The sequence below is a fragment of the Rhodococcus sp. WAY2 genome (assembly GCF_009859915.1).
In the GTDB taxonomy this organism is placed as follows: Bacteria; Actinomycetota; Actinomycetes; order Mycobacteriales; family Mycobacteriaceae; genus Rhodococcus_F; species Rhodococcus_F oxybenzonivorans.
The window spans coordinates 4,378,335-4,391,335 of record NZ_CP046572.1 but is presented as its reverse complement, the minus strand read 5'-3'; the positions used below and the strand labels follow the sequence as shown (position 1 = coordinate 4,391,335).

12 protein-coding genes are annotated in these 13,001 nt (G+C 66.1%); 7 read left to right on the top strand and 5 right to left on the bottom strand.

Annotated elements, in window-relative coordinates:
- Window positions 1–89: 89 nt before the first annotated feature.
- The 3 genes from GFS60_RS20175 to GFS60_RS20165 all read left to right on the top strand — a co-directional run bounded on the left by GFS60_RS20175 (window position 90) and on the right by GFS60_RS20165 (window position 3,035).
- Complete coding sequence (locus GFS60_RS20175) at window positions 90–788, top strand: TetR family transcriptional regulator (RefSeq protein WP_159927375.1); 699 nt, start codon at window positions 90–92, stop codon at window positions 786–788.
- A gap of 162 nt (window positions 789–950) precedes the next feature.
- Complete coding sequence (locus tag GFS60_RS20170; RefSeq protein ID WP_109333462.1) at window positions 951–2,111, top strand: acyl-CoA dehydrogenase; 1,161 nt, start codon at window positions 951–953, stop codon at window positions 2,109–2,111.
- A gap of 75 nt (window positions 2,112–2,186) precedes the next feature.
- Entirely contained in the window at window positions 2,187–3,035 is an 849-nt protein-coding gene (locus GFS60_RS20165; RefSeq protein ID WP_159923974.1) for a 3-hydroxybutyryl-CoA dehydrogenase, read from the top strand.
- Here GFS60_RS20165 and ubiG read toward each other — a convergent pair.
- On the bottom strand, window positions 3,032–3,856 hold the full coding sequence (gene ubiG / locus GFS60_RS20160; protein ID WP_236603213.1) for a bifunctional 2-polyprenyl-6-hydroxyphenol methylase/3-demethylubiquinol 3-O-methyltransferase UbiG: 825 nt from the start codon (window positions 3,854–3,856) through the stop codon (window positions 3,032–3,034). The genes GFS60_RS20165 and ubiG overlap by 4 nt on opposite strands.
- Between ubiG and GFS60_RS20155 the strand changes: the two genes are divergently transcribed.
- The 3 genes from GFS60_RS20155 to GFS60_RS20145 are packed head-to-tail and all read left to right on the top strand — an operon-like array spanning window position 3,849 to window position 7,967.
- Window positions 3,849–5,219: a hypothetical protein gene (locus GFS60_RS20155; protein WP_236603212.1), complete on the top strand. Its 1,371-nt coding sequence runs from the start codon at window positions 3,849–3,851 to the stop codon at window positions 5,217–5,219. The two genes, ubiG and GFS60_RS20155, sit on opposite strands and share 8 nt — an antisense overlap.
- 17 nt (window positions 5,220–5,236) lie before the next feature.
- Window positions 5,237–6,496: a serine hydrolase domain-containing protein gene (locus GFS60_RS20150; protein ID WP_159923968.1), complete on the top strand. Its 1,260-nt coding sequence runs from the start codon at window positions 5,237–5,239 to the stop codon at window positions 6,494–6,496.
- A 1-nt stretch (window position 6,497) separates the two neighbouring features.
- Window positions 6,498–7,967 carry an MFS transporter gene (locus tag GFS60_RS20145; protein WP_159923966.1) on the top strand — a complete coding sequence of 490 codons (1,470 nt, stop codon included), beginning with the start codon at window positions 6,498–6,500 and terminating at the stop codon, window positions 7,965–7,967.
- Here GFS60_RS20145 and GFS60_RS20140 read toward each other — a convergent pair.
- Complete coding sequence (locus GFS60_RS20140; RefSeq protein ID WP_159923964.1) at window positions 7,954–8,661, bottom strand: GTP pyrophosphokinase; 708 nt, start codon at window positions 8,659–8,661, stop codon at window positions 7,954–7,956. The genes GFS60_RS20145 and GFS60_RS20140 overlap by 14 nt on opposite strands.
- A gap of 71 nt (window positions 8,662–8,732) precedes the next feature.
- On the opposite strand from GFS60_RS20140, the gene GFS60_RS20135 reads away from it, so the two are divergent.
- Complete coding sequence (locus GFS60_RS20135; protein WP_159923962.1) at window positions 8,733–9,149, top strand: RNA-binding S4 domain-containing protein; 417 nt, start codon at window positions 8,733–8,735, stop codon at window positions 9,147–9,149.
- Here GFS60_RS20135 and GFS60_RS20130 read toward each other — a convergent pair.
- The 3 genes from GFS60_RS20130 to GFS60_RS20120 form a co-directional block, all read right to left on the bottom strand.
- Entirely contained in the window at window positions 9,120–10,034 is a 915-nt protein-coding gene (locus GFS60_RS20130) for a diacylglycerol kinase (RefSeq protein WP_159923960.1), read from the bottom strand. The genes GFS60_RS20135 and GFS60_RS20130 overlap by 30 nt on opposite strands.
- Window positions 10,031–11,611 (bottom strand): FAD-binding oxidoreductase, encoded by a 1,581-nt coding sequence (locus tag GFS60_RS20125; RefSeq protein WP_159927373.1) that lies wholly within the window; start codon window positions 11,609–11,611, stop codon window positions 10,031–10,033. Before GFS60_RS20125 ends, GFS60_RS20130 begins: the two co-directional genes overlap by 4 nt.
- Window positions 11,612–11,701: 90 nt before the next feature.
- Window positions 11,702–12,970 carry an MFS transporter gene (locus GFS60_RS20120; RefSeq protein ID WP_159923958.1) on the bottom strand — a complete coding sequence of 423 codons (1,269 nt, stop codon included), beginning with the start codon at window positions 12,968–12,970 and terminating at the stop codon, window positions 11,702–11,704.
- Between the last annotated feature and the right edge of the window lie 31 nt (window positions 12,971–13,001).

Below are 13,001 nucleotides of genomic sequence, written 5' to 3'. Positions count from 1 at the left end.
CAGGACGGACACACTATTTACGAGTATCCGCCCCGCGGAGCACCGGCGTCCAGAAAACGGCAGGTTCGGCACCGATGGATACTGAGGCCATGCCCGAGCGACTCGACACCCCAGGGATCGATGCGGCGGACTTCCGGGTCCATGTCGTCACGCAGGCCATTCGTCTCTTCGCCGAGAACGGCTACGAGGCCACGACCGTCGAGCAGATCGCGACGGCCGCGGGCGTGTCCCGCCGCACCTTCTTCCGTCAGTTCCGCTCCAAGGAAGATGTGATCTTCGCCGACCACGAATCGTTGCTCCAGCAGGCGGGCGACTACCTGACGTCGGAATCCGACGACCCGTGGGCGGCGGTCTGCAGCACCGCCTGCCTGGTGTTCGACCGGTTTCAGGAAAACCGGGAACTGTCCGAGCGCCGGTACCGGGTAGTGCAGCGCGTCCCGGCGCTGCGCGACCGTGAGATCGTGACCGGCGTGCGGTACGAGCGACTGTTCGTCGACTACCTCCGAAACGTGGTCCCTACCGAGCCAGTATTGAAAGTGATCGGGTTCGCGGCCGCCGTCACCGCGTGCCACAACCATCTCCTGCGGAACATGATCAAAGGTGATCCGGCAGCCACCGCCGACGCGCTGGAACGCGCCCTGCTCGACGTTCGCCGGACGTTCGGGGTCGCCTCGGGCGCACCCTCGCGGGAACAGAACGCGGTGGTTGTCGTGTCGTATCCGCCGGGCACCCCGGTGGACAAAATTACGGATGGCATCGCGGCGCAGTTGTCGCAGCGGCATCGCTGAGGCGCCCGTCACTCTTGACTGGCACTCAGTGCCGTGGTTGACTGCACAGTACTAGCAGTACTATGCCCGACGACGAACATTGTGGCACACGTGGCCGAAGACACCCCTGGCACGGAGTGCCGCTCGAGTTCGATGCCGTTGCAATCGACAAGGAGCGCCAACATGGCCGGAAATCCGGACTTCGATCTGTTCAAGCTCGCAGAAGAGCACGACGAACTGCGGTCCGCGATCCGCGCGCTCTCCGAGAAGGAGATCGCGCCATACGCGAAGGAAGTGGACGAGGACTCGCGGTTCCCCGAGGAAGCGCTCACCGCTCTCGTGAACTCGGGTTTCAACGCCATTCACGTTCCGGAGCAGTACGACGGCCAGGGCGCCGACTCGGTCGCCACCTGCATCGTGATCGAAGAGGTCGCCCGCGTCTGCGGCTCCTCCTCCCTGATCCCTGCAGTGAACAAACTGGGCACCATGGGCCTGATCCTCAACGGCTCCGAGGAACTCAAGCAGCAGGTGCTGCCGCAGCTGGCTTCCGGTGAGGCGATGGCCTCGTACGCCCTCTCCGAGCGCGAAGCCGGATCGGACGCCGCGAGCATGCGCACCCGCGCGAAGCAGGAGGGTGACGACTGGATCCTCAACGGGTCCAAGTGCTGGATCACCAACGGCGGCAAGTCGAGCTGGTACACCGTCATGGCCGTCACCGACGCCGACAAGGGCGCCAACGGCATCTCCGCGTTCATGGTGCACAAGGACGACGAGGGCTTCGTCGTCGGCCCCAAGGAGAAGAAGCTCGGCATCAAGGGCTCACCCACCGCGGAGCTGTACTTCGAGAACTGCAAGATCCCCGGAGACCGCATCATCGGCGAGCCCGGTACCGGCTTCAAGACGGCGCTGCAGACCCTCGACCACACCCGGCCGACCATCGGCGCGCAGGCCGTCGGCCTCGCGCAGGGCGCTCTCGACGCGGCGATCGCGTACACCAAGGACCGCAAACAGTTCGGCAAGTCGATCAGCGACTTCCAGGCCGTGCAGTTCATGCTCGCCGACATGGCGATGAAGGTCGAGGCCGCGCGCCTCATGGTGTACACGTCCGCCGCCCGCGCGGAGCGTGGCGAGAAGAACCTCGGTTTCATCTCCGCCGCCGCCAAGTGCTTTGCGTCGGACGTCGCCATGGAGGTCACCACGGACGCAGTCCAGCTGTTCGGTGGAGCCGGCTACACCACGGACTTCCCGGTCGAGCGCATGATGCGGGATGCGAAGATCACCCAGATCTACGAAGGCACCAACCAGATCCAGCGCGTCGTCATGTCGCGTGCCCTGTTGAAGTAGGCGGCTACGCCGCCCGTGCGCCTTTTTGGTAGCTGCCGCTACCAAAAAGGCGCACGGGCATGACTAAGGAGAATCGTGGAACTAGTAGGAGTGATCGGCGGCGGCACCATGGGCGCCGGCATCGCCGAAGTATGTATCAAGGCCGGTAGCTCGGTGCTGATCCTCGAAACCAAGCAGGAGTACGCCCAGGCCGCGCAGGGCCGGATCGAGAAATCGCTGGCCCGAGCGGTGAAGGCAGGCAAGCTCGACCAGGACGCCGCGGACGCCGCCCTCGCCCGCGTTCGCGTCACCCTCGACATCGACGACTTCGCGGACCGCGACCTCGTGATCGAGGCCGCACCGGAGATCGAGTCGCTCAAGACCGACATCTTCCAGAAGCTCGACAAGATCGTGAAGCCGTCCGGCATCCTGGCGTCGAACACGTCGTCCATCCCGCTGATCAAGATGGCCAACGCCACGCAGCGCCCCGGACAGGTCGTCGGTATCCACTTCTTCAACCCGGTTCCGGTGATGCCGCTGGTCGAGATCGTGGTCAGCCTGGTCACCTCCGAGGAGACCGTCACCGTAGTCACCGACTACGTCAAGAACACCCTGCGCAAGAAGACGGTGCGTGCCGGCGACCGCGCGGGATTCATCGTCAATGCGCTCCTCATCCCGTACCTCACGTCGGCGGTCCGCATGCTCGAGTCGGGCTACGCCACCGCCGAGGACATCGACGAGGCGATGAAGGGCGGCTGCGGCTACCCGATGGGTCCGCTGACCCTCATCGACACCGTGGGCCTCGACATCACCCTGGCCGCGGCGGAGTCGCTGTATGCCGAGTTCGCCGAGCCCCACTACGCCCCGCCGACGCTGCTCAAGCGCAAGGTCGATGCGGGACACCTGGGCAAGAAGAGCGGTAAGGGTTTCTACGACTACAGCTAGTTCCGTGTCTGCGGGAGCCCGTCGCGACGTCGCGGCGGGCTTTCGCCGTTCTTGACCGCGTACCCCATATAGGAGATGGCGGTGCTGCGCACCTGCCCGAAGTCGAGTCGCCGGCTCAGCTCTCCGTAGGTCAGTGTTCGTCCGCCTGCCCGGGCGAGGTCGAGGAGGCGCAGTGGATTTTTCGACCGCGGCCCAAGTCCGACGACCTCTCCGAGTCGCAGCCCGTGCCGCTTCATCACGGATTCCAGTTCCTGCGGCCGCACGCACATGGACCAGTCGTGGATGGGTGTATCGAACATTCTGGTCATACGCCATTCCTGCATGATCTTGATGGCCACCAGTTTGCTGACGAAGGTCCGGTTGATGGTGTCGAACAGGTACAAACCGCCCGGCTTCAGCGCCCTGGCCGTCTCGGCGATCACGCCGTCGAGATCGGAGACGTGTTCGAGGACATCGCAGCAGTAGACGACGTCGAACGAGGCGTCGGGCACCGGCAGTTTCTCCCCGGCACCGATGCGGTACTCGATGTCCAGATCAGCGTCGGTGGCATGCCGGCGCGCAGTAGCGATCGACACCTCCGACGGGTCGACCCCGACCACCCGGAAGCCGATGTGGGTGAACTCTTCGGCGAGAAATCCGCCGCCGGAGCCGACGTCGAGTGCGCAGAGACCGCGATAGTCGGATCCCAAATGCTCGGTGAGCACCGTGCGGAAGTATGCGAAACGTCCCGGCGTGAGGCTGCCGTGCAGCAGGTTCAGTGGGTTGTCCTCCTCCCACCACGACTCACCTCGACGGTTGTAGACGTCGTTGTCGATGACCACGGACCACCTTCCCGACCCAGGACGCACGAAGACACGGTCCACCCTTCCCCTGCGCGTCGATCTCTTCAACCCGGCGGGTGTGCGCGATGCTCGTTCCATGACAATCCGGGCCGCACACGTCGGCATGGTGCTCGGTGGGTTCACCGTCGGCGTGGCATCGACCTCGCCGATGCCTCCCGAGTACGCGTTCGTGATCGTGAGCTCCCGCGACGGGACGCTGTACACCAGCGGCGTCGTCGGCGCAGTCCTCGGCGCGCTCGTCGCCGTGGTGGTGGCCGCACGCCTGCGGTCCCGACTCGGCCTGGCGATGTCGGCGGTGTCCGGCCTGACGCTTCTGGCGATCGGCCCGGTGGTCGGGTCTTCACCGGTCGTGCTGTACACCAACGGGATCGGTGTGGGACTTCTGCTGGGCGGATTGGCGGGTCTGTCCGGCGCGAGCGACCGCGTCCGACTCCAGACCGCCCTCGCGGCGGGCGTAGTCGGCGGGCTGCTCCTGGCGGGACCACTCGACCAGTACCGGCACTCCACCGCTGTGCCCTCGAGGTACGCGGACTACCTGTCCGAGCCGCAGCACAACACGGATCTGCTCGCCCTGGCGTTCCTCGCCGTGACGGCGATCGTGGTGGTGGTCGCGCTGCAGTCCGGCGACTTCGACGCGCCGTCGGAGTCCTCGCCCGACCGCCCCACAAGGCCGCTGGTGGCGGGATTGATCCTGCCTGTGCTCGGACTGCTGCTGTACTGGCAGCTCGTCCGGGCGATCGATGCTCTGGGTACCGGCCCCGCAGTGCAGGATCGGTGGATACTCGGGGTCGCTCTGGTTCCGGTCGTCATCGCCGCGGCAGTGTGGTTGGAGAACCGCACCGGAACAGTGCTTCTCGCGGCGACGGCGTTCATCGCGGCGAGTGAGGGCGCGCAGACGGCCTGGTTCACGGATTCGTGGCTGTGGTTACTCGTTCCCGCCGCACTCGTGGCGCTCGGCGCGGCACTCGGCCGGATACTGACCCAACCCCTGTTCGGCATCGCGGCGCTCACCCTCGTGGCGGTGTCGGCGGTCTTCGACACGGCGCCCTGGGACAATCTGCACACCGGTGCCGTGGTGCTTCTGCTGCCGGCCGCCGCCGCGTTCACCCTGACAGCGAGCCTGCCGTCGAGCGCCCCCGTGGTGACCACGTCGCTGGCTGGACCGGCAGTGTTCGCGATTCCCTTGACAGCCGATTTCGGTTGGACCGCCTATACGCCCCTGAAGCGAGGCGATTCCGCGTTCGAACCGAGCGCGTGGGACGGAATGTCGACCGCGGCTCCGGTGGTCGCGGTGGTGGCGTGCGGGCTGGCGATCGCCTATCTCCAGCGCCGACCGGCCTGATAGTGCCAAGCTGGTTCATGGCACTTCATCGGCGGGCTTTCCTGTTGGCGTGCGTCCTGGCTCTGGGAGCTGCGTGCACGACCACCGATCCGGCGTCGGGCCCGGCCACCTCGGCGAGCGCGGCCGCGTCAGGAACGGAATCCGCCGATCCGGCGCAGGCGGCCGGGGTGATGACGATCGTGCGCGACGCGATGGCGCAGGCCCACCTACGGGCAGTGATCGTCCGTGTCACGGTGGACGGCAAGGAAATCGTCACCGAGGCCGTCGGTGAGTCGATGACGGGAGTGCCGGCCACCACCGACATGCACTTCCGCAACGGCGCGGTAGCCATCTCGTACGTGTCGACGCTGCTGCTCCAACTTGTCGACGAGAAAAAGGTGAGCCTCGACGACAAGGTGTCGACGTGGCTGCCCGACATTCCCCACACCGACCGCGTGACGCTCCGTCAGCTCGCCCAGATGACCTCGGGCTACGTCGATTACGTGCTCGGCAATACCGACTTCGACAAGGCGATCTACGCCGACCCCTTCCGTAATTGGACCCCCGAAGAACTTCTGGCCTACGCCACCTCCAAGCCACTGCTCTACGAGCCCGGAACCAACTGGAACTACGCCCACACCAATTACGTCATCCTCGGGTTGGCGCTCGAGAAGATCACCGGTCAGCCGATGACAACGCTCATGCAGGACAAGGTGCTCGGACCACTCGGCCTGGACAACACCACGGATCCGGGGACGGCGGCGATCACCGAACCGGTCCTGCACGCGTTCTCGTCCGAGCGACGGGAGGCACTGCAGATTCCATCCGGCACCTCGTTCTACGAGGAATCGACATTCTGGAACCCGTCGTGGACGATTACCCACGGCGCCATCCAGACCTCGAACATCTACGACCTCCACGACACTGCGATAGCAATCGGCACAGGCAAACTCCTTTCCCGCGAGTCGTACGAGGCCATGATCTCGACGGACCTGCGGGGCAAGACGACCACCCTGCCCGGCTGCCCCACGTGCTTCCCGCAATCGGACGACTACACCTACGGGCTCGGGCAGCCCATCGTCGGCAACTGGTTGATGCAGAATCCCCTCTTCAGCGGATACGCGGCGGCCGAGGCGTACTTGCTGTCGAAGAAGATCGCGATCGCCGTGGCCGTCACCTATGACCAAGCCGCGTTCGACGACACCGGTGCGTACAAGAACGAGGCCGATATTCTGTTCCGGAAAATCGGCGCGTATCTCGCTCCCGACGACGCTCCGGGCATCCCGGCCGGAGCCTGACATGGCGGCGGCTCTTCGGTTGAACACGCGACAGGGCCGTTGGGTTGTCGTCGCCACCGTCCTCGGCTCCGGCCTCGCCCTTCTGGACGGCACGGTGGTGAACATCGCGTTGCCGCACATCGGTGAGGATCTCGGGTCGGGTGTCGAGGGTTTGCAGTGGACCCTCAGTGGTTACACCCTGGCGTTGGCGTCCTTGATTCTGCTGGGTGGGGCTCTCGGTGACCGCTGGGGCCGCAGACGTGTCTTCGTCTGGGGGACAGTGTGGTTCACCGTGGCGTCGGTGCTGTGCGGCCTCGCGCCCGACATCACCTTTCTCGTGGTCGCCCGCATTCTTCAGGGAATCGGAGCCGCGCTGCTGACTCCGGGAAGTCTCGCCTTGATTTCGGCGTCCCTGCATGAGGACGACCGCGGTGCTGCGATCGGACTGTGGTCCGGACTCGGCGGGGTGGCCGGGGCGATCGGGCCCTTGCTCGGCGGGTGGTTGGTGGAAGTGGCGGGGTGGCGATCCGTTTTCTTCCTGAACGTTCCCCTGGCCGCCGTGGTCATCTGGGCGTCTATTCGCCACATACCCGAAAGCCGCGACCCTCATCCGCCGGATCATCTGGATGTCCTCGGGTCGGTGTTCGCGGTGCTCGGGCTGGGCGCCCTCACCTACGGGTTGATCGAAATGAATCCGATCGCCGGCGTGGGCGGGGCCGTGGCACTCACCGCGTTCGTCGTGGTGGAACGCCGATCCCCCGATGCCCTCGTGCCGCCCGCGCTTTTCAGGTCCCGCATGTTCGTGGCAGCGAACCTGGTGACTTTCGCCGTATACGCGGCGATCGGTGGGGTCTTCTTCCTGTTGGTGATGCAACTTCAGCTGGTGGCGGGGTATTCACCGGTAGCCGCCGGCCTTGCCACCATGCCCATCACCCTCGCAATGCTGGCCCTCTCCTCCCGCGCCGGTCGCTATTCGCAGAACCACGGTCCCCGACTGCCGATGACGATCGGCCCCGCGCTCGCGGCCGTCGGCCTCCTCCTCATGACACGGATCGGGGCCGAGGCGTCATACTGGTCCGACGTCCTGCCCGGCGTGATCGTGTTCGGACTCGGACTGTCGGCCATCGTCGCCCCGCTGACCACCGCGGTTCTCGGATCGGTTCCCGTCGAGCAGGCCGGTATCGCGTCCGGGGTCAACAACGCCGTCGCGCGCACCAGCCAGCTACTCGCCGTGGCCGCGCTGCCGGGCCTCGCCGGGATCGACGCTGCCAGCCTGGCCGAACCCGACAGCTTCTCGCAGGGCTTCCGGATAGCGATGTACCTGTGCGTCGCCATGCTCGTCGTCGGCGCGATCATCGCAGCCGCCCTCATTCGCACGCCGGCGGCGCCGACACAGGTCCCCCCAGATTCCGTTGCCTGCCAACCACATTGCGACGTCACCGGCCCCGCGGTACAACCGACCAGTGTCCGGTCCGGGACTAGTCCGGAATGACCCGCAGTGTGGTGCCGGGCCCGCGCACTTCCTCGTGCAAGCCCTCCATCTTCACGTCGAGGTGCCGGGCCACGTCGGCGGCGTCTCTCAACTCGTCGAGCAGCGCCTCGGGGACCGACTTGTCGTACTTGTAGAAAATCTTGTGCTCGAGACTGGCCCAGAAATCCATGGCCACCGTCCGGATCTGGACTTCGACGCGTACCGATTCCACTCGATCGGACATGAAAACGGGCACCTCGACGATCAGGTGGAGACTGCGGTAGCCGTTGGCCTTGGGCTCCGCGATGTAGTCCTTGACCGCCACCACGGTGATGTCCTGCTGACCGGTGAGCATGTCACTGATTCGGTATGCGTCTCGGATGAAACTGCAGGTGATGCGGATTCCGGCGATGTCGTGAATGTTCGCGCGGATCGCGTCCAGGGTGAGCGGGAGTCCTTTGCGGGCGGTCTTGCCGAGGACGCTGTCCGCCGATTTCAGGCGCGACTTCACATGTTCGATCGGACTGTAGTCGTGAATGTAGGTGAACTCGTCCTTCAGGATGTTGATCTTGGTCATCATCTCGTCGATCCCGAATTTGTACGACATCAGGAAGCGAGTGAACTCGCGGCGCTGGTCGAACTCCAGGAGATCTCGCAGATCCTGCTGAGCCTGTCCACTGGCGTCACGTGCCACGTCCGGTCCCGGTGTCGCCATGCGCTCGATGGTACCGGTTTCGGAATGAGGGCCTCCGCTTATAGAGGTCGGGCCTCTCGTATTCTGGTCGCGTGGTGACTTCGGGTACCGACCCCGCGAGCGTGCGCGTCGACAGCTGGACCTGGGCGGTCCGGCTGTTCAAGACGCGCTCGGCGGCAGCTGCGGCGTGCCGGTCGGGGCACGTGCGGGTCAACGGCTCCCCGGCCAAGCCTGCGCAGCCGGTGAAGGTGGGCGACGAGGTCCGTATTCGCGCCGCCGGAACCGAGCGCATCGTGGAAGTGACCCGCCCCATCGCCAAACGAGTCGGTGCTGTCATCGCCGCGGAGTGCTACACCGACAACACACCGCCACCTCCTCCTCTCGAGGTTCTCGCCTCTCTTCCCCGGCGCGACCGCGGGGCCGGCAGGCCGACCAAACGCGAACGTCGGGAGATGGATCGGCTCCGTGGAATGACGGACTCAGACCGGGGTGTGGCTGAGGATGTGTAGCGCGCCGGGCACGGCCTCGATCGTCACGGGGAGCGGACCGACGCGGTCACCGTCCGCGTAGGCCGTGATGCCGTCGCACCGCAACCGCACCGTCCGCGAACGGTAGGTCTGCACTTCGGGAAGACCGACATGGGTGCCCTTGTAGACCCGGGGGAACAACCGGACCAGCCGTGCCCGTGATCCGTATCCCACCACGGTGACGTCGAGAAGGCCGTCGGCCTTGTTCGCTCCGGGGCAGATCTGCATTCCGCCGCCGTAGGATCGGCCGTTGCCCACCGCAACCAGTGTGGCGTCCACCTGCACGGTGGCGTCGTCCAGTTCGATCGAATAGTCCAGGGGACGAAGCCGCGTGAGTTCCGCCAGCATGGCCAGGTTGTACCGCATCGGCCCCTTGGGCCACGTCATCCGATTGGCCCGATCGGTGACGAGCGAATCGAAACCGCTCGCCACCACCGTGCCCGCCCAGACGACCGCACCGTCCGTGAGCGTGATCCGGGCGAGATCCGACTCCTGGACCTCACCGTCCGCGATCACATCGGCCGCCGCGACCGGATCGCCGACGGGAACCCCGAACTCGCGCGCATGATCGTTTCCGGTGCCTGCGGGGATCAACCCGATCGGTGTTCCCGACCGTGCCGCGGCCTGCAAGCCGATGCTGATCGCACCGTCCCCACCGACGACGACCAGCGCATCGGTGCCGTCATCGATAGCCCGGCGGGCGAGCGTGCGCGCATGATCGGCGTCGGTCCCGATGATCTCGGTGACCGTCACACCGCGTTCACGCAGCCGCCCCACGCCCTTACGTCCGGCGACCGGGGCGTGGCCGTGCCCGGCCAGCGGGTTGATCAGGACCGTGACCCGCTCGACGGTCTTCCTCGTGCTCACGGAATCAGCTTCCCGGGATTGAGGATGCCGGCCGGGTCCACCGCATCCTTGATGGCCCGCAGGATGGTGACCCCGAGGTCGCCGATCTCCTTCCGCATCCACGGGCGGTGGTCGACGCCGACCGCGTGGTGATGCGTGATGGTCCCGCCGGTGGCGACGATCGCGTCACCCGCAGCAGTTTTCGCTTGTCGCCACTGTTCGAGTGGGTCGGCCGCCTGAGCGCAGACCACGGTGAAATACAGCGAGGCCCCCGTCGGATACGTGTGGGAGATGTGGCACAGGACGAGCGGTGGAGTGCCCTGCTCGGACAGCGCCGAGGTGAGCGCCGTCGTCACCGCAGCACGGAGCGCGGCGAGATTGCCCCAGTGCGTAGACGTTTCGAGGGTTTCACAAAGTGCACCGGCGTCGAGCAGGGAGTCGCGTAGATAAGGTGCATCGAAACGTCCGTGCTCCCAGCTGGTCCCGGGATCCGCACCCAACGACGTGCCTCCGTGCGCCTGCAGCACCGCGCGAGCCTCGGCCACCCGCTCGGCGGTGTGTGCGGCGGTGCCTTCGAACGTGGTGATCGCCAGGCAGCCACCGGCGACGGCCTCGTCACCGATCTTGTCCGTTGTCGCCAGATTCACACCGGTTTCGGCCTCGTCCGACAGTCGCAACACGGTGGGAACAGCACCTTCCTGCCGCAGGGCGCGCAGAGCGGCAGCGCCTGTCTCGAAGTCGGGGAAGTTCCAGCCCTCACGGACGGTCGACTCGGGAACGGCATGCACCCGCACGCGCACCCGGGTGATCACGCCGAGGGTTCCCTCCGAGCCGACGAACAACTCCCCCAGGTCCGGTCCCGCAGCGGACGCCGGCGCCCGTCCCGTGTCGAGAATGCCGGCCGGAGTGACGACGCGCAGCCCCTCCACCATGTCCTCGAACCGGCCGTAGCCGGCGGACGCCTGCCCCGAGGAACGGGTCGCGGCGAACCCGCCGATGGTGGCGAACCGGAAGCTCTGCGGGAAGTGCCCCAGCGACAAGCCGTGCACCCCCAACAGCTCTTCGGCACGCGGTCCCGTCACACCGGCGCCCAGGGTCGCGACACCGGACTCGGCATCGAGGTCGAGCAGGGTGTCGAACCTCCGCAGATCGAGCGACACGACGGCGGCGAATCGGTCGCGCACCGGATCGAGACCGCCTACGACGCTCGTGCCACCCCCGAACGGCACCACGGCGATCGCGTTGGCCGTGCAGTAGCGCAGCACTTCACCCACCTCGTCGTCGGTTCCCGGGGTGATCACCGCGTCGGGCGCATCCTGAGGTTCCGAGCTGCGGCGACGCAGCAGGTCGAGAGTGCTTTTTCCGCCGGCACGCAGGAGGCGATCGGTGTGCGCGGTACTGCAAAACCGCTCCCCGACGATGGTCGCCAGGGCGGCCAGGTCCTTCTCGAACAGGGCGCTCGGCGCAAGGACGACGTCGTCCGGGTTCCGCTCCGGAGCCTCGGTGATCGACACCCCCAGCGCCTGCTGCAGCAGGGCTTTGATCCCGTCGGAGAGAACCTTCCGATTCTCCGGCGCACCCCAGGCATCCCACTGCATCGGGGGTGCCGTCATGACGGCCTGATCATCCGATCGCTCATTACTCATGCGTTATAGTGTTACACATCATGTAAGAGTGTAACTAGGGCTTCAGCCTCGACCGCGCTCCCGCCACACCTGCCGGATGGGTCGCAACACCAGTCCCATCTGCCTGCGGGTCTTGCCGCGGGCCACTAGCACACCGATGATCGCGACCGCCCAGACCGGGTACTGCACCAGCCAGGCCACGCGGAACGCCACGAACGAGTACCCGCCCATCGCGTCGAGGATGAGCCCCATCGCCTGGATGACCAGCAACGAAGCGAGGAAGCCGCCGATGTTGACCATCCCCTGCGCGGTACCCATGCTGGTGCTCGGGTTGAACATGCGGGCGTAGTCGAACCCGATCATCGAACCGGGCCCGCCCACCGAAACGACCACCACGAGCAGGACCAGCATCCACATCGGCGCCGGCTCCGAAAGAGCGAGGACCGCGGTCCACATGCCGGCATTGCTGATCATGATCGACAACACGAGGTATGACCGGCGCATGGGGAAACGCCCACTGAGGACGCCGATGATCGGACCCGCGACGATCGCCGAGATCACCGACAGGGTCAGCAGCGAGCCTGCCTCCGCCGCTGATAGACCCTGCGCCGACCGCAGGTACGGCACCCCCCACAGCAGCGCGAACGTGGTCATCGAGAACTGCGTGCCCATGTGCGTGAAGAAACCGAGCCGAGTGCCGGGACGCGCCCACACGGTTCTGATCTGCCGCCCCACCTCCCGCAGTCCCGCGGGCGCGGCCACTACCTCGAGGCCCGGCGGCGAGTTCCGGATCACCGAGGCGGCCAGCACGAAGGACAGCAACCCCAGTGAGGCGGCGCTGCCGTAGGCGAAGTTCCACCCGGGACCGTTGAGCAACAGCATCAGCGGCAATGCCGACAGGATCTGGCCGATCTGCCCGAAGATGCCGGTCAGCTGGGACACCAGCGGGACGCGTCGCGGCGCAAACCATTGCGGCACCAGACGCAGCACCGAAATGAACGTCATCGCGTCGCCGATCCCGACGAGCACCCGCGCCGCAATGGCGATCGGCAGCGATTCGGTGACCGCGAGAAGCATCTGCGCCGACGCCATGATGAGGGCGCCGGACGCGATCATGCGCCGCGAACCGTACCGGTCGAGGAGTACCCCCGCCGGAATCTGCATTCCCGCGTACACCACGATCTGCAGCACGACGAAGCTGGAGAGCACGCTCGGACTGATCGAAAACCGTTCCGTCGCAGCGAGACCCGAAACACCGAACGACGTGCGGTGGAGAACGGCGACGATATAGGCAATGACCCCGACACCCCACACCAACCACACTCTGCTCATCGCAGATCAAACTACTCCCCGGCGACCGCTA

Coding starts and splice junctions, on each gene's coding strand:
- GFS60_RS20150 (WP_159923968.1), top strand. CDS start 5,237: ATGGCACTTCATCGGCGGGCTTTCCTGTTGGCGTGCGTCCTGGCTCTG.
- GFS60_RS20145 (WP_159923966.1), top strand. CDS start 6,498: ATGGCGGCGGCTCTTCGGTTGAACACGCGACAGGGCCGTTGGGTTGTC.
- GFS60_RS20140 (WP_159923964.1), bottom strand. CDS start 8,661: ATGGCGACACCGGGACCGGACGTGGCACGTGACGCCAGTGGACAGGCT.
- GFS60_RS20170 (WP_109333462.1), top strand. CDS start 951: ATGGCCGGAAATCCGGACTTCGATCTGTTCAAGCTCGCAGAAGAGCAC.
- GFS60_RS20120 (WP_159923958.1), bottom strand. CDS start 12,970: ATGAGCAGAGTGTGGTTGGTGTGGGGTGTCGGGGTCATTGCCTATATC.
- GFS60_RS20155 (WP_236603212.1), top strand. CDS start 3,849: ATGACCACGGACCACCTTCCCGACCCAGGACGCACGAAGACACGGTCC.
- GFS60_RS20125 (WP_159927373.1), bottom strand. CDS start 11,611: ATGCAGTGGGATGCCTGGGGTGCGCCGGAGAATCGGAAGGTTCTCTCC.
- GFS60_RS20175 (WP_159927375.1), top strand. CDS start 90: ATGCCCGAGCGACTCGACACCCCAGGGATCGATGCGGCGGACTTCCGG.